Annotated in this window: 22 protein-coding genes, 1 tRNA gene and 1 pseudogene; 17 read left to right on the forward strand and 7 right to left on the reverse strand. The window is 69.0% G+C overall.

Going from position 1 to position 24,934, the window contains the following annotated elements; genetic code table 11:
• Positions 1-85: 85 nt before the first annotated feature.
• The 12 genes and pseudogenes from KXD97_RS01235 (at position 86) to KXD97_RS01290 (ending at position 10,437) form a co-directional block, all read left to right on the forward strand.
• Positions 86-1,603 carry a CdaR family transcriptional regulator gene (locus KXD97_RS01235; RefSeq protein ID WP_260755079.1) on the forward strand — a complete coding sequence of 506 codons (1,518 nt, stop codon included), beginning with the start codon at positions 86-88 and terminating at the stop codon, positions 1,601-1,603.
• 113 nt (positions 1,604-1,716) lie between these two features.
• A complete protein-coding gene (locus KXD97_RS01240; RefSeq protein ID WP_260755080.1) occupies positions 1,717-3,015 on the forward strand; it encodes an FAD-binding oxidoreductase in 1,299 nt (432 codons plus the stop codon).
• A gap of 80 nt (positions 3,016-3,095) precedes the next feature.
• Positions 3,096-3,577: pseudogene (locus tag KXD97_RS01245) on the forward strand (GreA/GreB family elongation factor).
• 49 nt (positions 3,578-3,626) lie between these two features.
• Positions 3,627-3,698 (forward strand) — tRNA-Gln (locus tag KXD97_RS01250).
• Positions 3,699-3,753: 55 nt separating this feature from the next.
• On the forward strand, positions 3,754-5,292 hold the full coding sequence (glmU, locus tag KXD97_RS01255; protein WP_260755081.1) for a bifunctional UDP-N-acetylglucosamine diphosphorylase/glucosamine-1-phosphate N-acetyltransferase GlmU: 1,539 nt from the start codon (positions 3,754-3,756) through the stop codon (positions 5,290-5,292).
• A gap of 103 nt (positions 5,293-5,395) precedes the next feature.
• Entirely contained in the window at positions 5,396-6,376 is a 981-nt protein-coding gene (locus tag KXD97_RS01260; RefSeq protein WP_260755082.1) for a ribose-phosphate diphosphokinase, read from the forward strand.
• Positions 6,377-6,739 (forward strand): arsenate reductase (glutaredoxin), encoded by a 363-nt coding sequence (arsC, locus tag KXD97_RS01265; RefSeq protein WP_260755083.1) that lies wholly within the window; start codon positions 6,377-6,379, stop codon positions 6,737-6,739.
• The gene (locus KXD97_RS01270) at positions 6,736-7,401 is read left to right on the forward strand and encodes an LpqN/LpqT family lipoprotein (protein WP_260755084.1); all 666 of its coding nucleotides are present in this window, start codon (positions 6,736-6,738) and stop codon (positions 7,399-7,401) included. Before arsC ends, KXD97_RS01270 begins: the two co-directional genes overlap by 4 nt.
• Positions 7,402-7,417: 16 nt before the next feature.
• The gene (locus KXD97_RS01275; protein WP_260755085.1) at positions 7,418-8,299 is read left to right on the forward strand and encodes an oxidoreductase; all 882 of its coding nucleotides are present in this window, start codon (positions 7,418-7,420) and stop codon (positions 8,297-8,299) included.
• Positions 8,300-8,449: 150 nt separating this feature from the next.
• Positions 8,450-9,118, forward strand: coding sequence for a 50S ribosomal protein L25/general stress protein Ctc (locus KXD97_RS01280; RefSeq protein ID WP_260755086.1), 669 nt, complete (start codon positions 8,450-8,452; stop codon positions 9,116-9,118).
• A 12-nt stretch (positions 9,119-9,130) separates the two neighbouring features.
• Positions 9,131-9,709, forward strand: coding sequence for an aminoacyl-tRNA hydrolase (gene pth, locus KXD97_RS01285; protein WP_260755087.1), 579 nt, complete (start codon positions 9,131-9,133; stop codon positions 9,707-9,709).
• 191 nt (positions 9,710-9,900) lie between these two features.
• On the forward strand, positions 9,901-10,437 hold the full coding sequence (locus tag KXD97_RS01290; RefSeq protein ID WP_260755088.1) for a DUF6611 family protein: 537 nt from the start codon (positions 9,901-9,903) through the stop codon (positions 10,435-10,437).
• Here KXD97_RS01290 and KXD97_RS01295 read toward each other — a convergent pair.
• Entirely contained in the window at positions 10,434-11,288 is an 855-nt protein-coding gene (locus KXD97_RS01295; RefSeq protein ID WP_260755089.1) for an ABC transporter permease, read from the reverse strand. The genes KXD97_RS01290 and KXD97_RS01295 overlap by 4 nt on opposite strands.
• The gene (locus KXD97_RS01300; protein ID WP_260755090.1) at positions 11,285-12,271 is read right to left on the reverse strand and encodes an ATP-binding cassette domain-containing protein; all 987 of its coding nucleotides are present in this window, start codon (positions 12,269-12,271) and stop codon (positions 11,285-11,287) included. Before KXD97_RS01300 ends, KXD97_RS01295 begins: the two co-directional genes overlap by 4 nt.
• 53 nt (positions 12,272-12,324) lie before the next feature.
• Between KXD97_RS01300 and KXD97_RS01305 the strand changes: the two genes are divergently transcribed.
• Positions 12,325-13,755 carry a lipase maturation factor family protein gene (locus KXD97_RS01305; protein WP_260755091.1) on the forward strand — a complete coding sequence of 477 codons (1,431 nt, stop codon included), beginning with the start codon at positions 12,325-12,327 and terminating at the stop codon, positions 13,753-13,755.
• Positions 13,756-13,813: 58 nt separating this feature from the next.
• Here the strand turns inward: KXD97_RS01305 and KXD97_RS01310 are convergent, their stop codons facing one another.
• From KXD97_RS01310 to KXD97_RS01330, 5 genes are all read right to left on the reverse strand, one after another.
• Entirely contained in the window at positions 13,814-15,448 is a 1,635-nt protein-coding gene (locus tag KXD97_RS01310) for a fatty acyl-AMP ligase (protein ID WP_260755092.1), read from the reverse strand.
• 307 nt (positions 15,449-15,755) lie between these two features.
• Complete coding sequence (locus tag KXD97_RS01315) at positions 15,756-16,724, reverse strand: 4-(cytidine 5'-diphospho)-2-C-methyl-D-erythritol kinase (protein ID WP_260755093.1); 969 nt, start codon at positions 16,722-16,724, stop codon at positions 15,756-15,758.
• A 134-nt stretch (positions 16,725-16,858) separates the two neighbouring features.
• Positions 16,859-17,812: a 16S rRNA (adenine(1518)-N(6)/adenine(1519)-N(6))-dimethyltransferase RsmA gene (gene rsmA / locus KXD97_RS01320; RefSeq protein ID WP_260755094.1), complete on the reverse strand. Its 954-nt coding sequence runs from the start codon at positions 17,810-17,812 to the stop codon at positions 16,859-16,861.
• Positions 17,809-18,936 (reverse strand): resuscitation-promoting factor, encoded by a 1,128-nt coding sequence (locus KXD97_RS01325; protein WP_260755095.1) that lies wholly within the window; start codon positions 18,934-18,936, stop codon positions 17,809-17,811. The genes rsmA and KXD97_RS01325 overlap by 4 nt, the downstream gene beginning before the upstream one ends.
• Positions 18,937-19,019: 83 nt before the next feature.
• Positions 19,020-19,871, reverse strand: coding sequence for a TatD family hydrolase (locus tag KXD97_RS01330; protein ID WP_396884641.1), 852 nt, complete (start codon positions 19,869-19,871; stop codon positions 19,020-19,022).
• A 17-nt stretch (positions 19,872-19,888) separates the two neighbouring features.
• On the opposite strand from KXD97_RS01330, the gene metG reads away from it, so the two are divergent.
• The 4 genes from metG to KXD97_RS01350 all read left to right on the forward strand — a co-directional run bounded on the left by metG (position 19,889) and on the right by KXD97_RS01350 (position 24,927).
• Entirely contained in the window at positions 19,889-21,424 is a 1,536-nt protein-coding gene (gene metG / locus KXD97_RS01335; RefSeq protein WP_260755097.1) for a methionine--tRNA ligase, read from the forward strand.
• A gap of 3 nt (positions 21,425-21,427) precedes the next feature.
• The gene (gene gdhA, locus KXD97_RS01340) at positions 21,428-22,777 is read left to right on the forward strand and encodes an NADP-specific glutamate dehydrogenase (RefSeq protein WP_260755098.1); all 1,350 of its coding nucleotides are present in this window, start codon (positions 21,428-21,430) and stop codon (positions 22,775-22,777) included.
• An 87-nt stretch (positions 22,778-22,864) separates the two neighbouring features.
• Complete coding sequence (locus KXD97_RS01345; protein WP_260755099.1) at positions 22,865-24,034, forward strand: NAD(P)/FAD-dependent oxidoreductase; 1,170 nt, start codon at positions 22,865-22,867, stop codon at positions 24,032-24,034.
• Complete coding sequence (locus tag KXD97_RS01350) at positions 24,031-24,927, forward strand: RNA polymerase sigma-70 factor (protein WP_260755100.1); 897 nt, start codon at positions 24,031-24,033, stop codon at positions 24,925-24,927. The genes KXD97_RS01345 and KXD97_RS01350 overlap by 4 nt, the downstream gene beginning before the upstream one ends.
• The last annotated feature ends 7 nt before the right edge of the window (positions 24,928-24,934 follow it).

The following is a 24,934-nucleotide window of genomic DNA, read 5'->3' on the forward strand; positions in this document are numbered from 1 at the left end:
CGTCGGAACCGCCCGGTTTGTCGGACACAGCCACGCGTCACAGGGTAGACGGTGCAGGCTGCTGCCCCGGGTAGCGTCGACCCTCATGATCACGCTGGACCGGCTGATCAACGTCCTCGGCGGGTACGGTGCGCGCTGGCACGGCGGCGCCGCGGACCGGCAGACCGAACTGCGCAGCGTCGTGCTTCCCGAGGAGGTCGACGGCCGCACCGTCTCGGGCGATGTGCTACTCGCCGTCGGGGCCACCTCGCAGGCCGACGCGCTTCGGTGGGCGCGGGCCGCCCGCGCCGTCGTCGTGCTCACCCGCTGTGAGGACGACGGGTCACCCACCGGCGCCGACCCCGACGGTGTCGCGGTGGTGGTCGTTGATCCGGCGATGCCGTGGAGCGAGTTCGCCGCGATCGTGTACGGGCTGGTCATGGAGGGCCGCGAGACCGAGTCGGGTCGCGGACCCACCGATCTGTTCGCCCTCGCCGACAGCCTGGCGGGGGCGGTCGGCGGCGCCGTCGTGATCGAGGACCGCGCCTCGCAGGTGCTGGCGTTCTCCCGCGGCCAGCAGGACGCGGACCCGGGGCGCGCTGCGACGATCCTGGGGCGACAGGCGCCGCCGGCACTGCGGGAGGTGTTCGAGTCCTACGGCGTGTTCGCGCACCTGGCGGCGTCCGACGATCCGGTGTTCGTGCCGGGCGACGCGGCCATCGGGCTGACCGGCCGCATGGTGGTGGCCGCCCGCGCCGGGCGCGAACTGCTCGGTTCGGTGTGGGTGGCGTGCGCGAGCCCGCTCACCGGGGAGCAGCGCCGCGCGCTGGCCGACGGCGCACACACCGTCGCACTGCATCTGCTGCGCTCCCGGGCCAGCGCCGACCTGGAACGTCAGGTCGAGTCGGAACTTGTGATCCGGCTGCTGGAGTCCCCGGCCGACGCCGCGACGCTGGCCAGCCGGCTCGGGCTGCCTCCGGCGTCGCTGCGGGTCATCGCGCTGCGCGCCGGCGACGAGGGCAGCAGGCACGCGGCTTTGCTGCAGATCTTCGAGCGTGCCACCGCGGGCTTCGGTTGGTCCCGGCCCTCGCGCAGCGCGCTGGCCGACTCCACGGTCTACACGGTGCTGGCCGCCGAACAGGTCGCGGTCGCGCGGGACTGGGTGCATGCGTTGATCGCGACGCTGCCCGAGCAGCTGACCGTGCAGGCCGGGATCAGCGCTCCCGCCGCCGCCGGGGAACTCGCCGTCGCGCGCGCCGAGGCCGACGAGTGCCTCGCGCTGCAGGAGGGCACCGCGACCGCCGTGCCGCCGGCCTACGACGAGTCGTGGGACGACCTGGTGTTGCGGCGGCTGCGCACCGCGGCCCGCAGCGGCCGGACGCCGCACCGGGGCGCGGTCGCCGAACTGCGCGACCACGACCGGACCCACGGCACCGCCTACGTCGCGACGTTGCGGACCTGGCTGCAGGAGCACGGCGATCCCGGGCGCACCGCCGCCGCGCTCGGCGTGCACGAGAACACCGTGCGCTACCGGATGCGACGGATGGCCGAACTGACCGACCTTCGTCTCGACGACGCCGACAAGCGTTTCGCGATGATGATCGAACTCGCCGTGCTGCCCTGACGTTTGTCCTGACGCGACATTTCACTAGGACTGGTTTGTCGGCGACGCACAACACCCGCGGTCATCGGCCACCGCACGATGGAGTCGTCCGTAGCGGTGAGGGAGGTCGTGCGATGTCAGGCGGGTCAGGGATGGATGGCGGTCCCCGATCTGTGATCGTCGTGGGCGCCGGCATCGTCGGCCTGTCCACGGCATGGTTCCTGCAAGACAGGGGCGTCGAGGTCACGGTCGTGGACCGGGCCGGCGTCGCGGCGGGCGCGTCCTGGGGTAACGCCGGCTGGGTGTCTCCCGCGCTCACCGCCCCGCTGAACTCGCCGTCGGTGCTGCGTGAAGGGCTGCGCGCACTTCTCGACCCCGCCGCGCCGCTGCACATACCGCTGCGCGCCGACACCGCGCTGGCGCGGTTTCTGACGCGGTTCGCCGCGAACTGCCGGCCCAGCTCCTGGCGGCACGCCGTCGAGGCCAACGCGGCGCTCAACAACGAGGCCATCGAGACGTTCGACGTCCTCGTCTCCAACGGCGTCGAGGCGCCGGTGACAGACACCTCGCTGGCCGTCGCCTTCGGGGACGCCGGCAACGCCGCCCGGTTCCTGACCGAACTGAGCCACATGCGGACCTGCGATCAGGACCTCTGTGTGGAGGTGCTGACCGGCGCGGCGCTGCAGGAGCAGGTCCCGCTCGCCTCACCGGAGGTCGCGACCGTGGTGAACGTGTCCGGTCAGCGGTTCGTCGACCCCGGCCGCTTCAGCCACGCGCTCGCGCACGCCGTCGCCGAGCGGGGCGCCACGATGCGCACCGGTGAGGTGCGTGGCGTGTCCGGCACCGCCGGCGGCGCCCGCGTCGACCTGCGCTCGGGTGAATCGGTGGGTGCCGACGCCGTCGTGCTGGCCGCCGGCGCCTGGTTACCCGAGCTGACCGGACGCCGGGTGCGTGTCGGGCTGCAGGCCGGGCGCGGTTACTCGTTCACGGTGCCGGTCGACCGCCCGCTGCCGGGACCGATCTACCTGCCCGAGGCGCGGGTGGCGTGCACGCCCTACCGCGGCGGGCTGCGGGTGGCGGGCACCATGGAGTTCCGCCGGCCGTCCGAACCGATGGCGCACCGCCGAATCCACGCGATCATCGCGTCGGCGGCCCCGCTGCTGGACGGCGTGAAATGGGACGAGCGCACCGACCTGTGGGTCGGCCCGCGCCCGGTCACCGATGACGGCAAACCGTTGATCGGCAGGCTCGGCGCCGGCGTGTACGTCGCCGGCGGGCACGGAATGTGGGGTCTCGCCCACGGCCCGGCCACCGGCCGATTGCTGGCCGAACAGATCGTGACCGGCAAACAACCGGAGGCGATGCGGCCGTTCGACCCGCTGCGCGGGCGCGGATCCGCCGCCGACGACGATCTGCTCACTCTTCCCCTCTGACGAGGGTCACCTGGTCGTCAGGGGCGGTGTCATCATCCCGCCCCTGACGACGATCACTCCCAGCGGAAAAGGAACCGAACGTGCAACCCACCGAACACATCTGGATGACCCCGCGGGCCCGCGAGAGCCTGGAACGGGAACTGGCCGAACTGATGGCGGTGCCCAACCCGGCGGGCTCCGACGAATCCGACCGCACCGACCAGGTGGTCGACGCGTGGCTGGCCCGCAAGGAACGCATCCGCCAAATCCACGAACTGCTGAGCCGGGCCGACCTTGCGGTCAGCCCCGCCGATGACGGTGTCGCCGAACCGGGCATGGTGCTCACCGTGCGGTTCGACGACACGGGCGACACCGAGACCTTCCTGCTCGGCACCCGCGGGACCGCCGACTCCGAACTGGACGTCTACAGCGTCAACTCGCCGCTGGGCAGCGCGCTGCTCGGTGCCACCCCGGGACACCAGCGCAGTTACCAGTTACCGAACGGCAGCACCCCCAATCGGTGACGATCCTGGCCGCCAAGCCGTACGGCGCGCACCAGGCCGGGGAGCCGGCGACGCGGTGAAACCGCCACCGGCGGTGGGTTAGAGTCGCACGCGTACCTCGTTGACCGGTCCGTCGTGGTGTAATCGGCAGCACCTCTGATTTTGGTTCAGATAGTTCAGGTTCGAGTCCTGGCGACGGAGCAGTGCGGCTTGCCCGAGCGGATCCGGCTGCGCTCCGCGATCCGGAAGGACATCTATGCGTGACGCCGCGGTGCTGATTCTGGCGGCGGGTGCGGGCACCCGGATGAAGTCCGACATTCCCAAGGTTCTGCACACCCTGGCCGGTCGCAGCATGCTGGCGCACGCTGTGCACTCGGTGGCCGCGGTCGAACCGCGTCATCTGGTGGTGGTGGTCGGCAAGGACCGCGAACGCGTCACCCCGGCAGCGTCGGAGCTCGGACAGGCGCTGGGCCGCGACATCGAGATCGCGGTCCAGGATCAGCAGCGCGGCACAGGACATGCCGTCGAATGCGGCCTGGCCGTGCTGCCCGGGGACTTCGCCGGCGTGGTGGTGGTGACCGCGGGCGATGTTCCGCTCCTGGACGCGCACACGCTCGACGGGCTGATCGCCGCCCACACCGCGCAGGCCGCGGTCGTCACGGTACTGACCACCACACTGGCCGACCCGACCGGCTACGGGCGCATCCTGCGCACCTCCGAAGCCGAAGGCGGGGAGGTGATGGGCATCGTCGAGCAGGCCGATGCCACCCCGTCGCAGCAGGCGATCACCGAGGTCAATGCCGGCGTCTACGCCTTCGACGTGACCGCGCTGCGTTCGGCGCTGGGCCGGCTCAAGGCGGACAACGCCCAGGGTGAGCTGTATCTGACCGACGTGATCGGGATCGTGCGCTCGGACGGCGGCGCGGTGCGCGCCCGGCACATCGACGACACCGCGCTGGTTACCGGGGTCAACGACCGCGTGCAGCTGGCGGCGGTGGCCGCGGTGCTGAACCGCCGCATCGTCGAACGGCATCAGCGCGCGGGTGTCACGATCATCGACCCGGCGTCGACCTGGATCGACGTCGACGTGACGATCGGCCGCGACACCGTGGTGCGGCCCGGCACCCAACTGCTGGGGTCGACGGTCGTCGGCGAGCACTGCGAGATCGGCCCTGACACCACGCTGACCGACGTCACCGTCGGCGACGGAGCGCAGGTGGTCCGCACCCACGGCTCCGATTCGGTCATCGGCGCCGACGCCGTCGTCGGCCCGTTCACCTATCTGCGGCCCGGCACCGAACTCGGCGCGGCCGGCAAGCTCGGGGCGTTCGTCGAGACCAAGAACGCGACGATCGGCACCGGCACCAAGGTGCCGCACCTGACCTACGTCGGCGACGCCGACATCGGCGAGCACAGCAACATCGGCGCGTCGAGTGTGTTCGTCAACTACGACGGAGAGTCCAAGAGCCGCACCACGATCGGCTCCCACGTGCGCACCGGGTCGGACACCATGTTCGTCGCGCCGGTGACTGTGGGGGACGGGGCCTACACCGGGGCCGGCACGGTGGTGCGCGAGGACGTCCCGCCGGGCGCGCTGGCCGTGTCGGCAGGTCCGCAGCGCAACATCGAAGGCTGGGTGGCGCGCAAGCGGCCGGGCAGCAAGGCCGCGACCGCTGCGGCAGCGGCAAATCAGACAGAAGCTGCGGCAGCGGCAAATCAGACAGAAGCTGCGGCAGCGGCGAATCGGACGACCGAGGAAGCCGGCGCTTCCGGCGGCGGGGCTACCCGCGAGTAGCTTTTCGTCGCCGTTTATTGGCATTCTGGTAACCCGCCACCGTCCGTGCCTGACCGCTACGTACGATGGCCCCGTATCGATCGCCGACGCCGAGGGCAGCCCCGTGAGCCACGACTGGACCGACAACCGCAAGAACCTGATGCTCTTCTCGGGCCGGGCTCACCCCGAACTGGCCGAGCAGGTGGCCAAGGAACTCGACGTTCCCGTGACCGCCCAGAGCGCCCGCGACTTTGCCAACGGCGAGATCTTCGTCCGCTTCGACGAATCGGTCCGCGGCTGCGACGCGTTCGTGCTCCAGTCCCATCCGGCGCCGCTGAACCAGTGGCTGATGGAACAGCTGATCATGATCGACGCGCTCAAGCGGGGTAGCGCCAAGCGCATCACCGCGATCCTGCCGTTCTACCCCTATGCCCGGCAGGACAAGAAGCACCGTGGCCGTGAGCCGATCTCGGCCCGCCTGGTGGCCGACCTGCTCAAGACCGCCGGCGCCGACCGCATCGTCACCGTCGACCTGCACACCGACCAGATCCAGGGCTTCTTCGACGGACCTGTCGACCACATGCGGGCCCAGAAGCTGCTCACCGGCTACATCGCCGACAACTACGCCGACCACGACATGGTCGTCGTCTCCCCCGACTCCGGCCGCGTGCGCGTGGCCGAGAAGTGGGCCGACGCCCTCGGCGGGGTCCCGCTGGCCTTCATCCACAAAACGCGCGACCCGCTGGTGCCCAACCAGGTGAAGTCCAACCGCGTCGTCGGCGACGTCAAGGGCAAGACCTGCGTCCTGACCGACGACATGATCGACACCGGCGGCACCATCGCCGGCGCGGTCAGGCTGCTCAAACAGGGCGGCGCCGGTGAGGTGATCATCGCCGCCACGCACGGAGTGCTGTCGGATCCGGCACGTGAACGGCTGGCTGAATCGGGGGCCTGCGAGGTGATCGTCACCAACACGCTGCCGATCAGCGAGGAGAAGCGCTTCCCGCAGCTGACCGTGCTGTCGATCGCGCCGCTGCTGGCCAACACGATCCGCGCGGTGTTCGACAACGGTTCGGTGACAAGCCTTTTCGACGGGTCCGCCTAGATGGCGCAATCCGATGGGCGGCCCGCCGCCGTCATCTACCACAACCCCAAGTGCTCCACGTCGCGCAAGACGCTGGACCTGTTGCGCGAGAACGGGATCGAGCCCGCGATCGTGCAGTACCTGAAGAACCCTCCCACGCGTGCGGAGCTGGCCAAGATGATCGCCGACGCCGGAATCGACGTGCGCACCGCTGTGCGTAAGCGCGAATCGCTGTATACCGAGCTTGATCTGGCGTCCGCGTCGGACGACGAACTGCTCGACGCGATGGCCGAGAACCCGATCCTGATCGAGCGCCCCTTCGTGGTTACCGGGAAGGGCGCCCGGCTGGCACGTCCGATCGACAACGTCCGAGAGATTCTGTGACAGCACGCCTGCCGGCGACGCTGGCGGTCGCGGCCACGCTGGCGGTGACGGGGTGCGCCACCGAAACCCCCGACTACCAGTCTGTCTGGTCGACGCCGAGCAGTACGTCGGCGGCGCCGACCGCCGTCGCCGAGGACGCCATGTCGATCGCGACGTTCCTGGAGCAGGCCGGGGTCATCGGAGAGCCGGTGGCGCCCGACCAGCTCACCGATCTCACCGTGTCGATACCGACACCGCAGGGCTGGCAGCCTTACCGGAACTCGAACCTGGCGCCGGGCACCCGGGTGATCGCCAAGGGCGACACGTATCCGACCGCGATGCTGATGGTGTTCGAACTCAACGGAGATTTCGACGTCAACGAAGCGCTGGGCCACGCCAACGTCGACGCGCAGAAGTCGGAGAACTTCCGCGAACTCAACGCGTCCCGCGAGGACTTCAACTCGTTTCCGTCGTCGATGATCGAGGGCAGCTACGACCTCAACGGCGCCCGGATGCACAGCTACAACCGCATCGTCATCGCCACCGGCGCACCGCCGCAGCGGCAGCGATACCTGGTGCAGCTCACCGTGACCGGGTTCGCCGACGAGGCCGCCGCCGACGGGCCGGACGTCGAGCAGATCATCGGTGGGTTCACCGTCGCGGTGCCCAAGCCGAGCCGCTGAAATTAGGGTGGGTGCCATGAGCGACTGGACCGCCGCGGATCTGCCCTCCTTCGCCGGCCGCACCGTGATCGTGACCGGCGCCAACAGCGGGCTCGGTCTGGTGACCGCCCGCGAGCTCGCCCGGGTCGGCGCCAGGACGATCCTGGCGGTACGCAACCTGGAGAAAGGCCACGCCGCCGCGGCGACGATGACCGGCGACGTGCAGGTGCGTCGACTCGACCTGCAGGACCTGTCCTCGGTACGCGAGTTCGCGGGCGGCTTCTCCGGGCCGGGTGAACGCGTCGACGTGCTGGTCAACAACGCCGGGATCATGGCGGTGCCCTTCGCGCTGACCGTCGACGGCTTCGAGAGCCAGATCGGCACGAACCACCTGGGCCATTTCGCGCTGACCAACCTGCTGCTGCCCAGAATCACCGACCGGGTGGTGACGGTGTCGTCGCTGATGCACCTGTTCGGAACCGTCAATCTCAAGGACTTGAACTGGAAGTCCCGGCCGTATCGGGCCTGGCCCGCCTACGGCCAGTCCAAACTGGCGAACCTGCTGTTCACCAGTGAACTGCAGCGCAGGCTGACCGCCGCGGGCTCCCCGGTCCGGGCGCTGGCCGCGCACCCCGGTTACTCGGCGACCAACCTGCAGGGCCAGTCGGGTAACGCGTTCGGCAGCCGTGTCGCGGCGATGGGCAATCGGCTGATGGCCACCGACGCGGACTTCGGGGCCCGCCAGACCCTGTACGCGGTGGCACGCGACGTCCCCGGCGACAGTTTCATCGGGCCGAAGTTCACGATGGTCGGGGCGACGGGTCCGCGCGGCCGCAGCCCGCTGGCCCGCGACCGGGCCAGGGCGGCCCGCCTGTGGACGCTGTCCGAGCAGCTCACCGGCGTCGGATTTTCGCTCTGACCGGGGCTTGCGCTACCCTCGGGGACGCGTCACGGCGAGGGTGGCCTGCGTTGCGCAGCGCCGCCGTTATCGACGGGAACCCGCGACTTCATCGAAGTGCGACCCTGGCCGTGCCCAGACACAGCGATCACCGGCACAGGAGCACACATCATGGCGAAGAACCCGCCCAACAATCTGACCGCGCAGGTCCGCCGCGCCACCGGTAAGGGCGCCTCGCGTCGCGCGCGCCGCGAAGGCCGCGTCCCGGTTGTTCTCTACGGCCACGGCATCGATCCTCAGCATCTGGAGCTGAACGCGCGGGATTTCGCCGCCGTGCTGCGCAACTCCGGCACCAACGCGGTGCTGACGCTCGACATCGAGGGCACGGAACAGCTGGCGCTGACCAAGGCCATCGAGATCCACCCCATCCGCCGCAACATTCAGCACGCCGACCTGCTGGTGGTCCGCCGCGGTGAGAAGGTGAACGTCGAGGTCACCGTCGTCGTCGAGGGTGACGCCACCCCCGGCACGCTGGTCACCCAGGAAGCCGCCACCATCGAGATCGAGGCCGACGTCCAGTCCATCCCCGAGCAGTTCACCGTGTCGGTCGAGGGCGCCGAGGAAGGCACCCAGATCCTGGCCTCCCAGATCGAGCTGCCCTCAGGTGTCACCCTGGTCGCCGACCCCGAGACGCTGGTCGTCAACGTGGTCGCGGCGCCGACCGCCGAGGAGCTGGAGTCCGAGGGCGGCGGCGCGTCGGTCGAGGAGCAGGCCGCCGAAGCCGCTGAAGCCGGCGAGGGCGAGGCCGCCGAGGGCGAAGCCGCCCCCGAGTCCGAGTAGGCAGACCCCGTCATGGCCGAACCCGTACTCGTGGTCGGCCTGGGCAATCCGGGGCCGAACTACGCGACGACCCGGCACAACCTCGGCTTCATGGTCGTCGACGTCCTCGCCGACCGGATGGGCGAGAAGTTCAAGGTGCACAAGAAGTCCGGCGCCGAAGTGGCCACCGGGCGGCTTGCGGGCCGCTCGGTGGTGCTGGCCAAGCCGCGCGTGTACATGAACGAATCCGGTCGGCAGGTCGGGCCGTTGGCGAAGTTCTACTCGGTGGCCCCCACCGACGTTGTCGTGATCCACGACGAACTCGACATCGACTTCGGCCGGATCCGGCTCAAGGGCGGCGGTGGAGTGGCCGGCCACAACGGACTGAGATCGGTGTCCTCGGCGTTGGGCAGCAACGATTTTCACCGGGTCCGGGTCGGTATCGGCCGCCCTCCCGGCCACAAGTCCGGAGCCGGCTTCGTGCTGGAGAATTTCAACAGCGTCGAACGCAAAGAGGTTCCGACGATCGTCGAGCAGGCCGCCGACGCCACCGAGCTGCTGATCGCCCAAGGCCTGGAGCCGGCGCAGAACACCGTCCACGCCTGGAGCTGAGCCTCAGTTCCGCCGAAATCGCATTCCGCGCGGCCAGGGCTCGAAAAATGCCGCGTGGAATGCGATTTCGGCGAGGATTTCGCTTGGGTAACTTGTCGGCCCCTGCTGGGTATAGCAGACCATATTTACATGCCCCGGGAAACGGGGCGGTCCGGACGGTTCCCGCCGAGCTGAGCGGGTAGACCGCAGATGTGAACCGCACCGGCTCCGGGCGACTGCGCCGAGTCCGCGATCGTCTGCTTCTCGGGGACTGCCGCTGGGGCTCGCTGACGGTCCGGCCGGACCGCACCGGCATGATCCGCTACCGGATGGCCGTGTATCCGCCGGGGATCACCGATAGCGAGCGCGCCGCACTGCGCATCGCCCTCGGCTGGCAGGTATGGGCCCCGGCGCTGTGGCTCACCTGCCAGATCACTTTGACCCACGCTCTCGGACCGGGGCAGGCACTGGCGGTCTCGACGGCGCTGACGGTGTCCGCCGCGGTTGTCGCGATGATGCGCGTCGGAACGCAGCGCACGCGGGTCCGCGCGGTGACCGTCGCGGTGCGGGCCGGCTACCCCTGCCCCGAGGCGCGGCAGGCCCGCGACCGGCTACTCGCGCTGGCCGACGAGCTGATGGACGCCGACCGGCAGATACAACAGCGCCTGATCACGCCGGCCGCCCACGAGTCGGTGTGGTGGCGTGTCTATCAGCGGCTGGCCGACGAGGCGATCGCCGCCTCGGGCTAACCGCCGGTCCGGCGTTTGTAGGCATACAGCGCGAACGGCGCGAAGATCGCCGTCAACGCCAGCGACCACAGGATCGTCGCCAGCACTGGATGGTGCAGCGGCAGTTGCGCACTCGCCGGCGCCGGCCCACCGTTGCCCCACAGCTCCCGCATCGCCTGCGCCAGCGACGACACCGGGTTCCATTCGGCGATCACGCGAAGCCAGTGCGGCATCGGCTCGGTCGGCACGAACGTGTTGGCCAGGAACGTCACCGGGAACAACGCCGTGAACATCACGCCGTTGACCGCCTCCACGGTGCGCATCAACGAGCCGATCAGGATGCCGAACCAGATCATCCCGAAACCGAACAGCAGCAGCAGCGCGAACGCCAGCACGGCTTCGCCGGCGCCGTTGCGGATCCGCCAGCCGATCGCCAGCCCGGTCAGCGCCATCACGACCACGCCCAGTGACGAGTGGATGACGCTGGCGATGCTGCGGCCTATCAGCACCGAGGAGCGGGAGATGGGCAGCGAGCGGAAGCGGTCGATGATCCCCTTCTCGACGTCGGCGGTGATCCCGGAGGCGACGACGAACGCCGAGAACACGATGGTCTGCGCCTGGATGCCCGGCAGCAGGAACTCCCGGTACGACGCGCCGCCGGTGTTGGTGATCGACGCACCGAACACGAACGCGAACAGCAACACGAACATGATCGGCTGGGCGGTCACGTCGCTGAGCATCTCGGGCATCCGCTTGGTGTGGATCATGTTGCGCTTCACCATGATCCAGGACTGCTGCGCCAGATTGGTGGGCCGGATGGGCACCGGTTGCGGACGCACCGGCGTCTGCGGCTTGCTGTCGAGGGCGGTCATGCGCCGATCTCCTCACTGTCTTCGGTGCGGTGCCCGGTCAACGTCAGGAACACGTCGTCGAGGCTGGGCCGGGACAATCCGATGTCGTCGACGGTGACGCCGCGGTCGCGCAGCAGACCCGCGACCCGGATCATGTCGTCGAGCCCGTCGGCCGCGGCGGTCAGCCGGCGCGCGCCGGCGTCGACGTACACCTCGGCACCACCCTGTCCCAGCAGCGTCCGGGCTTGCTCAAGATCGCCGCTGTCGGCGACGGTGACCACCAGGCTGGCCTGGCCTGCCTGCTGCTTGAGCTCCAACGGCGAGCCCTCGGCGATGATGCGGCCGCGGTCGATCACCACGATGTTGTCGGCGAGTTGGTCGGCCTCTTCCAGGTATTGGGTCGTCAGCAACAACGTGGTGCCCTGCGCGACGAGGCCGCGCAGGACGTCCCAGAGTTCGCTACGACTGCGCGGGTCCAGGCCCGTGGTGGGCTCGTCGAGAAACAGCACCGGAGGCGACGCGAGCAGGCTGACCGCCAGGTCGAGCCGCCGGCGCATCCCGCCGGAGTAGGACTTCACCACCCGGTCGGCGGCGTCGCTGAGCGAGAACTGGTCAAGCAGTTGGCCCCCCAGCCGGTCGAGGTCCTTGCGCCGGATCCCGTAGAGGCCGCCGATCATCCGGATGTTCTCACGCCCGGTGAGCAGTTCGTCGACGGTGGCGACCTGACCGGTCAGTCCCATGTGGCGCCGCACCTCGTCGGGCTGGGTGCGCACGTCGTATCCGGCCACCCGGGCGGTGCCGCTGGTCGGTTCGGTCAGCGTCGTCATCATCCGCACAGTCGTGGTCTTGCCCGCGCCGTTGGGACCGAGCAGGCCCAGCACGGTGCCCGGGGGCACCGCGAAGCTGACACCGGCCACGGCCGTCTCGGTGCCGAACCGCTTGACCAGGTCGATGGCCTCGATCGCCGATTCCATGCCCTCGACGGTATAGGCGCGCACCGACATCGAGCGAACGCTTTTGCTCCCCGCCGGGCGCCGCGGCGGCGTCTACTGGAGACGTGTCCGCGGAGTGGTTCGATGCGCCCGGGTACTGGTTGGCGCGGGAGGTGCTGCAGCGGGGTGTGGCACTGATCTATCTGATCGCGTTCGTGGGCGCCGCCCGCCAGTTCCGCGCCCTCATCGGTGCGCACGGGATGCTCCCGGTGCCGCGGTTCGTCGCGCAGGTGTCGTTCCGGGTCTCCCCAAGCCTGTTCCATCTCCACTACTCCGACCGCTTCTTCGCCGCGGTCTGCTGGAGCGGGGCCGCGGTGGCGGCGGCCCTGGTCGCGGGCGCCGATGACCTGGTGCCGCTGTGGGCGGCCACGCTGACGTGGCTGGCGCTGTGGGTGCTGTACCTGTCGATCGTCAACGTCGGGCAGCGCTGGTACGGATTCGGTTGGGAGTCCTTGTTGTTGGAGGCGGGTTTCCTGGCCATGCTGTTGGGCAATGACGACACGGCACCGCCACTGCTGACGCTGTGGCTGGCGCGCTGGCTGCTGTTCCGCGTGGAGTTCGGCGCCGGCCTGATCAAGATGCGCAGCGATCCGTGCTGGCGCGACCTGAGCTGCCTGGACTACCACCACGAGACGCAGCCGATGCCGGGTCCGCTGAGCTGGTTTTTCCACCACCTGCCCAAGCCGCTGCACCGTGTCGAGGTGGCAGGCAACCACGTCGCCCAGCTGGTCGTGCCCTTCGCGTTGTTCGCTCCGCAACCGGTGGCGACGGTGGCTGCCGGGATCGTGATCGTCACGCAGTTGTGGCTGGTGCTGTCCGGGAACTTCGCCTGGCTGAACTGGTTGACGATCATCCTGGCGTTCAGCGCCGTGGACCAGACCGTGCTCGGCCGGGTGGTGCCGCTGCCCGCTCCCCCGACCGCACCCGGGCCGCCGGCGTGGTTCGTCGCCTTGGTGATCGCGGCCACCGTGCTGACCGCGGTGCTGAGCTACTGGCCGGTGCGCAACATGCTCGGACGCCGGCAGCGGATGAACGCGTCGTTCAACCCCTTTCACCTGGTGAACACCTACGGCGCGTTCGGCAGCATCGCGCGAGTCCGGTACGAGGTGATCATCGAAGGGACCGACGAGCCGGCGCCCGCGGAGCAGACGGTGTGGAAGGAGTACGGCTTCAAGGGAAAACCCGGCGATCCGCGCCGAATCCCCCGGCAGTGGGCGCCCTACCACCTTCGCCTGGACTGGCTGATGTGGTTCGCGGCGCTGTCACCGGCCTACGCGCAGGACTGGTTCCGGCCGCTGGTCGTGCGGCTGCTGCGCAACGATGCCGCGACGCTTCGCCTGCTCGGACACAATCCGTTTCCCGACGCGCCGCCGCGGTACATCCGGGCGCGGCTGTTCGAATACCGGTTCACGACGTGGCAGGAGCTGCGTGAGGAACGGCGGTGGTGGCACCGAACTCTGGTCGCTGAGTACCTGCCGCCGGTCGCCGCGCGGTGAGCGTGCGTGAAGTCGGCGAAACTGACGGCGTGTCGGCCGCAGACACGCACGCTCGCGGTTAGGTGACCAGCGAGACCGAGGTGGAGCGGCGCAGCTTGCCCGACGAGGTCTTGGGGATGCTGCCCGGCCCGAGCACCACGACGTTGCGCGGCCGGACGTCGACCTCGGCGACGACCTCGTGGGCCACCTGGTGCTCGATGCGGCGCACCTCGGCGGGGTCCTGCCAGTTGTTGGACTCCACCGCCACCGCGAAGGTCTCGCGGGAGTGCCCGGCATCCAGCCGCACCGCGACCGCACAGCCCGGGCGCACACCCTCGACGCGGCCGGCGGCACGCTCGATGTCGGTCGGGTAGATGTTGCGGCCGGCCATGATGATGACGTCCTTGACGCGGCCGCACACCACCACGTTGCCGTCCTCGGTCAGGTAGCCGAGGTCGCCGGTGTCGTACCAGCCGTGCTCGTCCTGAGCCGGGATGAAGCCACCCATGGTCATGTAGCCGGGCGTCACGCACTCGCCCCGCAGCTCGATCACGCCGACCCCGCGGGGCGGCATCACGTTGCCGTGGTCGTCGATGACGCGCGCCTCGAGGTCGGTCAGCAGCGGGCCGAGCTCGGCGAGTCGCTTGGTGTGGCCCTTGGTCGCCGGGACCGCGCGGCGCAGCGCGGCGAGCAGGTCGGCGTCGACCTCGTCGACGACAAGGCCCTTGCCGCACGGCGAGAACGACACCGCCAGCGTCGTCTCGGCCATCCCGTAGGCAGGCAGGATCGCACCCGGGTTCAGGCCGAACGGCTTACCGGCATCGAGCAGGTCCTCGACATCGGCAGGCTCGACGGGCTCGGCGCCGGACAGTGCGAAACGCAGCGTGGACAGATCGAACTCGCCCGGCTTGGCCTGGCGGCGCAACCGCTTGGCAAACAGCGCGTACGCGAAGTTCGGCGCCGCGGTCATGGTGCCCTTGTACTTGTCGATGAGCTTGGCCCAGAGCAGGGTGTCGCGCAGGAAGTCCATCGGCGTGACCTTGACCAGCTCGGCGCCGAAGTACATCGGGATGGTCAGGAAGCCGACCATGCCCATGTCGTGGAAGCAGGGCAGCCAGCTGACCATGACGTCCTTGTCGACGTCGTACTGCGCGCCGATGAACATGGCCTCGGCGTTGGAGTAGATGTTGCGGTGGGTGATCTGCACTGCTTTGGGAGATCCCGTCGAGCCGGATGTCAGCTGCATCAGCGCGAGATCGTGCTCGCCGACCTCGATCGGCTCGATCGGCTCGGATTCGAGCAGGTCGGTGACCGTGAGGACCTTGATGCCCTTCTCCTCGAGCACCGGGATCGCGACCAGGAACGGCTCGGACACGATGACGGCCTTGGCCTCGATCATGCCGATGACGTTCATGGTGTCCTCGGCCCAGACCACCAGGTCGGTGCGGGGAGTCGGCTGGTGCAGCATCGTCAGGCTGGCGCCGCGCATCCACAGCCCCTGCGCAGTGGGAGCGATCTCGACCGGGAAGCCCGCGAGCACCCCGACGGCGTCGCCGCGTCCCACGCCGGCCGCCGCCAGGCCGCCGGCGATGCGCTTGGCGCGTTCGTGGACCTCACCCCAGGTGTGCCGGACCGGCTCGTGCGGCTCGCCGGTGACCATGCCCCGCCCGGTGGTGTGGGCGCTGCGGTACATCTTCTCGGTGAATCTGCTCACGACGACCTCCTCGCCGACATCTGCCCCGGTGCACATGCCCGTTTGCCATGCTCCGCCTGTTGAGCGGCCTTTTCGCGGAGGCGCGCAAACATTTGGGGAGCGGTTGTGTCTCGAATCGGTGATGTTGCGCAAGCGCGGTCGGATGCCGCACCGACACCGGTTCGCGGCCCGCCGGTCAGACCGGAGGGGTAAACCGATGCGTCCCTTGCTCGACCGCTGTCACTCACCGTCGCTCATCTTAAGCAACCCTTAAGTAACTGCCAAACGAGCGCGCGTATTGAGGCATGGGTCACACCTGATTGCGATCTCAACCAGCGGCGGACGGACTGGGCACCACCCGGGCGCCGTGCACCGGCCCCGTGGCCACCCGCACGGTGCGGCAGACCCCCGCCCCAGCGAGTTCGGTGCCCACGTCGACGGCCGCGCCGGCCGTCGCGCACAGGAACGCGCACGTCGGTCCGGATCCCGACACCACGCCGGCCAGCGCGCCGGCCTCGGCACCGGCCCGCAGTGTGCGGCGCAACCCCGGATCCAGGCTCAGCGCGGCCGGCTGTAGGTCGTTGCCCAACAGCGGGGCCAGCTCGGTGGGATCGCCGGAGGCGAGCGCGGCGAGCACCGGCTCGGGTGACTCCAGCCGGGGCGGCAACGTGCGGCCCTGCTCGGCGCGGAGCCGGTCGATCTCGGCGAACACCTTCGCGGTGGACAGGCCGCCCGGCGAGAACGCCAGGACCCAGTGGAACGTGTTGCGCGCCAGCACGGTCGCCAGCTCTTCGCCCCGCCCGGTGCCCAGCGCCGTGCCGCCGTGCAACGCGAACGGGACGTCGCTGCCCAGATGGGCGGCCAGCGCGTGCAGGTCGCGCCGGGGAACGCCGAGCTCCCACAGCGCGTTCATCGCCACCAGCACCGCGGCCGCGTCCGCACTGCCGCCCGCCATGCCGCCGGCGACGGGGATCGTCTTCTCGATCGAGATCGCGACGTCTGGGGCGCGACCCACGTGCTCGGCCATCAGTTCGGCGGCCCGCCAGGCGAGATTTCGGTGATCGGTCGGCAGCGCGTCGGAACCCTCGCCGGAGATCTCCAGCGACAGCACGTCGGCGGCACGCACGGTGACCTCGTCGAGCAGCGAGACCGCATGGAAAACCGTGGTCAGCTCGTGGTAGCCGTCGTCTCGGCGATCCCCGACATCGAGGTACAGGTTGACCTTGCCCGGCACCCGGACCGTGACGGAACCCGTAGGGACCCGGTCGAATGCCGTATTACCGTCACGCGCGGACACTGCACGAACACTAACGAAAAAGGACGACCCCGGCGCACGGCCGGGGTCGTTCTGGGTGTCCTGCGGGCGCCGAAACCGCGCCCGGTGCGGCGCTCACATGGATTTGACCGCGTGGAACGTGATTCGGCGGGGGGTCAGGCCGTCGGGACTTCGGCGTCCTTCTCGGCCGTGTCGACGTCCTCGGCCGTGTCCTCGGCCGAGGCAATCGCCGACTTGGGCACCACGTGCCAGTCCGCGGAGCGCTGCAGCAACCGGACGAAGTCGTTGATGCTCAGCGTCTCCCCTCGGCGGGACGGATCGATGCTGGCGGCGAGCAGGCGGCTGGCCGACTCGTTGCCGGATCCGGCCCACTCGGCGAACGCGTTGCGGGACGTCTTGCGGCGCTGGGCGAACGCCACATCGATGAGCTCGAAGACCTGCTCGCGGAACTCGGCGTCGGTCGGCCACGGCGAGGTCTCGTAGCGGTCGATACGCACCAGGCCCGAGTACACGCGCGGGATCGGCCAGAACACCGTCGGCGACACCATGCCGTAGCGGCGGACGTTGCCGAAGAACCGGACCTTCGCGCTGGGCACCCCGTAGTCCTTGCCGCCGGGCTCGGCCGCGAGCCGCTCGGCGACCTCGGCCTGCACCATCACCATGACAGTGCGGATCGACGGGAACTCGGCGAGCAGGTGCAGCAGCGCCGGCACCGCCACGTTGTACGGAAGGTTGGCAACCAGCGCGGTCGGCATCTCGGTCATGTCCGACTGCTTGAACGTCAAAATGTCCCGGTTCAGCACGGTCAGCCGGTTCGCCTCGCTGTGCGAGTGGGCGGCGATCGTGGTCGGAAGCTGAGTGGCCAGCACTGGATCGATCTCTACGGCGGTGACTTTCGCGCCGCGATCCAGCAACGCCAAAGTCAGCGAGCCGAGTCCCGGGCCGACCTCGAGCACGTGGTCCGACCGGTTGACACTGGACGCTGACACGATACGGCGCACGGTGTTGGCGTCGTGCACGAAGTTCTGTCCGAAGGACTTGCGTGGCCGGAAGTCGATCGACTTAGCCAGATGCCGTATTTCAGTTCGTCCGAGCAGTCGTATTGTCACGACGCACCGATCCTCCCACTACACGTGGGCCACGCCCCCCAACCTTGGCGCGCCCGGGTTACCTCAGCAATCGCGATCTGCTCTTCTCTTGTTGCCAGATCTGCCCGCTGAGCATACCTCAGACCACCGTTGCGCTCCCAGGTGTTTTGATCAAATTGGACTCCACCGAAATAGCCATTGCCGGTATTGATGGACCAATTACCTCCGGCTTCGCAGCGCGCCAGGGCGTCCCAGGTGTGCCCGTTGCTCACCGGCGGAACCTCGGTGCCCGGTTTCGCGCCGACTCTCAGCACACCAGCGCGGGCCGGAGCGATCACGACATTGGCTACTGGCAATCTGCCGGTTTCCACCCCGTTGACCGTCGCGACCGCGAACGTCACGTCCTGGACGCCAGGAGCACCCGGATCCTCGACGATCTGCCGGCTCATGTTCAGCGTCACGTCTTCGACGCGCTGGTTGTTCGGAACCAGCGGCAGCCGCTCGGTCATCTTGGCGATGCGCACCCGGGTGACTTTGACAGCCATCCCGTCCTCCAGCGGCGCCGACGCCGCCGGGAACACGGTATCGCTTTGCTGAAGCGGCACTCCGGCGGCATCCAGCAGGGCGGCCACGGTGGGCGCCGCCAGGCGCACCGAGCGAAGCGCTCCGCCGTCGTCGATTTGCACGTTTTTGGGACTCACGACCGGAAGTGCCATGCCGTCCAGCGGAAGCCGGCTGCCGCGCGAGGCCGCCACCGGCGCCTTGTCGGTCATCTCCAGTTGGGTCAGCGCCTCGTCGACGGTCGACGCCGTCGTCCACACCTGCTCGGTGCCTCCACCGTCGGTGGAGATCTCCAGCGGCCGGCTGCGACGCAGCACGATGGTGTCGGCCTGGTGGACGGGCGTCTCGGCCGCCGGGTACAGGTCGTCCCGCTCGCCGACGTCGAATCCGTTCTCGGTCACCACGTCGATGACCCGCGACTTCATCGTCGGCACCGACATCGACACCCCGTCGACGGTCAGCGTGACCGTCTTGTGCGTGGCCACCGCGGTCGCGCCGGCGAAGATCAAGGCCAGCAAAGTCACCGCGACCAGAGCCCGCATCAACGGCGAGCGCGTCTGGTGGAGTTTTATCAATGCATTCAAAATGTCGTCTATCCCCGACTTTGGCATCACGGACGGCTCAAGCGGCCGACCCGCATTTCGTCACAAGACGGTAACGAAAAGGTCTAGGACCAGCAACTCGCCAGGCCGTACACCCGTTTCGCCGTAACGGAAGTCTGCTCCGCGATCGCCTCGGCCGACCGGCCGACCACGTCGGCCAGCGCTCGCACAGTGTAAGGCAGGCAGTAGGGCTCGTTCGGCGCGCCGCGGAACGGATGCGGGGTCAGAAACGGTGCGTCCGTCTCGACCAGCAGCTGCTCGGACGGAATCAGCGCGGCGGCTTCCCGCAGGTCACGGGCATTCTTGAAGCTGACCGTGCCGGACAGGCTGAGCACCCAGCCCTGGTCGACGCAGGTGCGGGCCATTGCGGCGCCGGACGAGAAACAGTGGAAGATCACAGTCTCGGGCGCCCCCTCGGCGCGCAATACGTCGAGCACCGCGGCGTCGGCGTCGCGGTTGTGGATCATCAGCGGCTTCCCGGTGCTCTTGGCCAGGTCGATGTGCCACGCGAACGCCTCGCGCTGCTCGGCGGGCTCGGCGCAGCCGTCCAACCGGCCCGGCCAGTACAAGTCCATCCCGGTCTCCCCCACCGCGACCACGCGCGGATGCGCGGCCAGACGCTCGATCACGGTGCGAGCCTCGTCGGTCAGCGCGTTGGCCCGGGTCGGATGCAGCGCCACCGCGGCGTACACCCGCGGGTCCCAGTCCGTCGCGTCGGCGGCCCACCGCGCCGCTTCCAGGTCATCGGCGATGGTCACGACGGCCTGCACCCCCGCCGAGGCGGCGCGGTCCAGGATGGCGCGCACGTCGTCGCCATTTCTGGCGCCGCAGGCGTCCAGATGGGTGTGAGCGTCGATCAGCGGGGTGAGGGGCTCCGGAATCGGCGGCGGCTCTCGCTTGGCACTCACGGCCCACACTCTAGGGTGAACCCCAAATGAGTCAGCCCTACTACATCACGACGGCGATCGCGTACCCCAACGGCGATCCGCACGTCGGACACGCCTACGAATACGTCGCCACCGACGCGATCGCCCGCTTCAAGCGGCTCGACGGCTTCGACGTCCGGTTCCTGACCGGCACCGATGTGCACGGGCTCAAGATGGCCGAGACCGCGGCCAAGCTGGGGATCCCCACCGCCGAACTGGCACGCGGCAACTCCGATGTGTTCCAGCGGCTTCAGGAGAAACTGAACATCTCCTTCGATCGGTTTATCCGCACCAGCGACGCCGACCACTACGAAGCGTCCAAGGCGATCTGGACCCGCATGGTCGACGCGGGCGACGTCTACCTCGACAAGTACTCCGGCTGGTACTCGGTGCGTGACGAACGCTTCTTCACCGAGGCCGAGACCACGGTGGGTGAGGACGGCGTCCGGGTCGCCACCGAGACGGGCGCTCCGGTGACCTGGACCGAAGAGGAGACCTATTTCTTCCGGCTGTCGGCCTACACCGACCGGCTGCTGGCCCACTATCAGGCGCACCCGGAGTTCATCGAGCCCGAGGTGCGGCGCAACGAGGTGGTCAGCTTCGTCTCCGGCGGGCTGCGCGACCTGTCGATCTCGCGGACCACGTTCGACTGGGGTGTGCCGGTGCCCGACCACCCCGACCACGTCATGTACGTGTGGGTGGACGCGCTGACCAACTATCTGACCGGCGTCGGTTTCCCCGACACCGAGTCGGCGGACTTCCGGCGGTACTGGCCGGCCGATCTGCACATGATCGGCAAGGACATCATCCGGTTCCACACCGTGTACTGGCCCGCGTTCTTGATGTCGGCGGGCATCGAGTTACCGAAAAAGGTGTTCGCACACGGCTTTCTGTTCAACCGCGGCGAGAAGATGAGCAAGTCCGTCGGCAACGTCGTCGACCCGACCGATCTGGTCGACACGTTCGGGGTGGACCAGCTGCGGTACTTCCTGCTGCGCGAGGTGCCGTTCGGGCAGGACGGCAGCTACAGCGAGGAAGGCATCATCTCGCGGATCAACGCCGACCTGGCCAACGAGTTCGGCAACCTGGCACAGCGCTCGCTGTCGATGGTGGCCAAGAATCTCGACGGCGTGGTGCCCCAGCCCGGCGCGTTCACCGCCGAGGACTCCGAGATGCTCGCCGCGGCCGACGCGCTGCTCGAACGTGTCCGCGGTCATTTCGAGGCGACGGCGATGCACCTTGCACTGGAGGCGATCTGGTCGGTGCTGGGCGCGGCCAACCGGTACTTCTCCGCGCAGGAGCCGTGGGTGCTGCGCAAGACCGACCCGGACCGGTTCGCGACCGTGCTCTACACGACCTTGGAGGTGGTGCGCATCGCCGCGCTCCTGAGCCAGCCCGTGATGCCCGCCTCGACGGCCAGACTGCTCGACCTGCTGGGCCGGCCCGCGGACCAGCGCTCCTTCGACACCATCGCGACGCGGCTGGCACCGGGCACCGCCCTGCCCGCTCCGTCCGGTGTTTTCCCTCGCTACCAGGTGGACTGAGAGTTGACTGACCTTCACGAAAAACTGCAAGACATCTATGACGAAGTGGCCCAACGCAATCCGGGTGAGGCCGAGTTCCACCAGGCCGTCTACGAGGTGCTCGGCAGCCTCGGCCCGGTGGTCGAGAAGCACTCGGACTACGTCGATTCGGCGGTGATCCGGCGACTGTGCGAACCGGAGCGCCAGATCATCTTCCGGGTGCCCTGGATCGACGACAGAGGCGTGGTGCAGATCAACCGCGGCTTCCGGGTGGAGTTCAACTCCGCGCTCGGACCGTTCAAGGGCGGCTTGCGTTTCCATCCGTCGGTGTACCTGGGCATCGTGAAGTTCCTCGGCTTCGAGCAAATCTTCAAGAACTCCCTGACCGGTATGCCGATCGGCGGCGGTAAGGGCGGCTCGGACTTCGACCCGAAGGGCCGCAGCGACGGCGAGGTGATGCGGTTCTGCCAGTCGTTCATGACCGAGCTGTACCGGCATCTCGGCGAGTACACCGACGTGCCGGCCGGTGACACCGGCGTCGGCACGCGCGAGATCGGCTACATGTTCGGGCAGTACAAGCGCATCACCAACCGCTACGAGTCCGGGGTGTTCACCGGCAAGGGCATGACCTGGGGCGGCTCCCAGGTACGCACCGAGGCCACCGGTTACGGCACGGTGTTCTTCATCAACGAGATCCTCAAAGCCTCCGGCGACACGTTCGAGGGTAAGAACGTCGTGGTGTCCGGTTCGGGCAACGTCGCGATCTACGCGATCGAGAAGGTCCACGAGCTCGGCGGCACCGTGGTGGCGTGCTCGGACTCCAGCGGCTATGTCGTCGACGAGAAGGGCATCGACCTCGAGCTGCTCAAAGAGGTCAAAGAGGTGCGCCGCGGCCGGATGTCGGACTATGCGGAGCTGCGCGGTGGCGGGGCGAGGGCAGTGGAGAACCGCAACGTGTGGGAGGTGCCCTGCGACATCGCGATCCCGTGCGCCACCCAGAACGAGATCAACGGTGACGAAGCCGCCGCGCTGATCAAAAACGGCTGCCGCATCGTCGCCGAGGGCGCGAACATGCCGTGCTCGCCCCACGCGATCAAACAGTTCTCCGACGCCGGGGCGGTCTTCGCACCCGGCAAGGCCGCCAACGCGGGCGGGGTGGCGACCAGCGCGCTGGAGATGCAGCAGAACGCATCGCGCGACTCGTGGACCTTCGCCGACACCGAGCAGCGGCTCGAGCAGATCATGCGCCGCATCCACCACCGTTGCCTGGTCACCGCCGACGAGTACGGCCAACCCGGCAACTATGTCGTCGGCGCCAACATCGCCGGGTTCATCCGGGTGGCCGACGCGATGTTGGCGCTGGGTCTGGTTTAGTGATCTGCGCCACATAGTGCGGCCACATGTCACAGATCGGCGCCGCGCGGTGTCTTGAGGGCACAAGCCCCGTCGAGAGGAGACACCATGACCGCACCGCAGACCCACGTGATCGTGCTGGGAGGCGGCTACGCCGGCGTGATGGCAGCCAACCGGTTGATGTCACGTGACGACATCCGGGTGACCCTGGTCAACCCCCGGCCGCAGTTCGTCGAGCGCATCCGGCTGCACCAGCTCGCCGCCGGAAACGACGACGCCGTCGAGGATTTCCGCGCGGTCCTCAACACCGGCGTGCAGCTGGTGGTCGACACCGCTGACCGCATCGATGCGACCGCCCGCCAGGTGTCCCTCGGATCCGGCGGCACGCTGGACTACGACTACGTGGTGTATGCCCTCGGCAGCACCGGCGACGTGCCTGCCGCCGTACCCGGCGCCGCCGAGTTCGCTTACCCGCTGGGCGAATTAGAGCAGGCCACCCGGTTGCGTGAGCGGCTGGCGGATGTGGCGACCCCCGCCCCGATCGTGGTGGTCGGCGGTGGGCTCACCGGAATAGAAGCGGCCTCGGAATTTGCCGAAGGGGGCCGTCGGGTGACCTTGGTCAGCCCGGTGGTGGGCCCGTCGCTGAGCCGAGCCGGACAGCGCTCGGTGAGCAAGCGGCTGCGCAGGCTCGGGGTGATTACCGTGGCGTCCTTCGTCGTCTCCGTCGGCGCCGACCATGTGGCGTTGGCCGACGGCACCACGGTACCGAGCGCGGTGACGGTGTGGACCGCCGGTTTCGGTGTGCCCGGCTTGGCCGCGGCCAGCGGTCTGACGACCGACCGGGTAGGCCGCGTGATCACCCACGAGACATTGACCAGCGTCGACGACGACCGCATCGTGGCGGCCGGCGACGCCGCGGCGCCGTCGGGGTTGCCGTACCGGATGAGCTGCCAGGCAGGGCTGCCGCTGGGCGCACAGGCCGCCGACACCGTGCTGGCCAGGATCGCGCGAACCGCGCCCGCCGACGCCACCGTGCCGATGAGCGGCCAGTGCATCAGCCTGGGTCGCGGCGCGGGCACCGTGCAGCTGCAGCACAAGGATGACACCCCGGTGAACCTGTACATCGGCGGGCGCGCGGGCGCGTTCGTCAAGGAGCAGGTGTGCCGGTTCACACTGAAATGGCTTGGCGCCGAAGCGCGTAAGCCCGGCTCCTACCGCTCGCTGAAGGGCCCGGACCGCTCCGCGCTGATCGCCGCCGAGGCGGTGCCCGTCCGATGACAACCACCCCGGGTGACGAACACGCCGAACGGTTCACGCATCTGCGTCCGCTGCTGTTCACCATCGCCTACGAGATCCTGGGCAGCGCTACGGAATCCGACGATGTGCTGCAGGAAAGCTACCTGCGTTGGGCCGAGGTCGACCTGTCCCGGGTCGCCGACACCAAGGCCTACCTCGCCCAGCTCGTCACCCGGCAGGCGCTCAACGCGCTGCGCGCACAGTCCCGGCGGCGGGAGGAGTACGTAGGCCCGTGGCTGCCGGAACCTCTTCTCACAGAAGCGGATCCGTCTGCGGACGTGGTACTCGCCGAATCGGTGTCGATGGCGATGCTGGTGGTGCTGGAGACGCTGAGTCCGGACGAGCGCGCGGTGTTCGTGCTGCGCGAGGTGTTCGGATTCGAACATGACGAGATCGCCGCGGCGCTCGGGAAGTCGGCCGCCGCGGTCCGGCAGATGGCCCACCGCGCCCGCGAACACGTGCAGTCGAGGCGCAAGCGGTTCGAGCCCGTCGACCCGCAACTGTCCGCTGAGATCACCACGAAGTTCTTCTCCGCCGCCGCCACCGGCGACCTCGACGGCCTCCTGACGATGCTCGCGCCGGACGTGGTGTGGACCGCCGACAGCGACGGCAAGGTCAGCGCGGCCCGCAGGCCGGTGGCCGGCGCTGACCGGGTGGCCCGGTTGATCCTGGGCTTCGTCCGGCTCGCCGGGACCGAGGGCCGGGTCGAGCCGGCGATCTACAACAGCGCGCCCGCGCTGGTGCTCTACCTCGGCGACAACCTCGAGAGCGTGGTGACGTTCGAGGTGGTCGACGGCCGGATCACGAACTTCTACGCGATGCGCAACCCGGAGAAGTTGGCGGGCGTGATGGTGCCCCGCCAGATCAGCCGATAATGACCCG

The organism is Mycobacterium sp. SMC-8 (genome assembly GCF_025263565.1).
Lineage (GTDB): Bacteria > Actinomycetota > Actinomycetes > Mycobacteriales > Mycobacteriaceae > Mycobacterium.

Coding starts and splice junctions, on each gene's coding strand:
- KXD97_RS01235 (WP_260755079.1), top strand. CDS start 86: ATGATCACGCTGGACCGGCTGATCAACGTCCTCGGCGGGTACGGTGCG.
- KXD97_RS01240 (WP_260755080.1), top strand. CDS start 1,717: ATGTCAGGCGGGTCAGGGATGGATGGCGGTCCCCGATCTGTGATCGTC.
- glmU (WP_260755081.1), top strand. CDS start 3,754: ATGCGTGACGCCGCGGTGCTGATTCTGGCGGCGGGTGCGGGCACCCGG.
- arsC (WP_260755083.1), top strand. CDS start 6,377: ATGGCGCAATCCGATGGGCGGCCCGCCGCCGTCATCTACCACAACCCC.
- KXD97_RS01275 (WP_260755085.1), top strand. CDS start 7,418: ATGAGCGACTGGACCGCCGCGGATCTGCCCTCCTTCGCCGGCCGCACC.
- KXD97_RS01280 (WP_260755086.1), top strand. CDS start 8,450: ATGGCGAAGAACCCGCCCAACAATCTGACCGCGCAGGTCCGCCGCGCC.
- pth (WP_260755087.1), top strand. CDS start 9,131: ATGGCCGAACCCGTACTCGTGGTCGGCCTGGGCAATCCGGGGCCGAAC.
- KXD97_RS01295 (WP_260755089.1), bottom strand. CDS start 11,288: ATGACCGCCCTCGACAGCAAGCCGCAGACGCCGGTGCGTCCGCAACCG.
- KXD97_RS01300 (WP_260755090.1), bottom strand. CDS start 12,271: ATGTCGGTGCGCGCCTATACCGTCGAGGGCATGGAATCGGCGATCGAG.
- metG (WP_260755097.1), top strand. CDS start 19,889: ATGAGTCAGCCCTACTACATCACGACGGCGATCGCGTACCCCAACGGC.
- KXD97_RS01345 (WP_260755099.1), top strand. CDS start 22,865: ATGACCGCACCGCAGACCCACGTGATCGTGCTGGGAGGCGGCTACGCC.
- KXD97_RS01350 (WP_260755100.1), top strand. CDS start 24,031: ATGACAACCACCCCGGGTGACGAACACGCCGAACGGTTCACGCATCTG.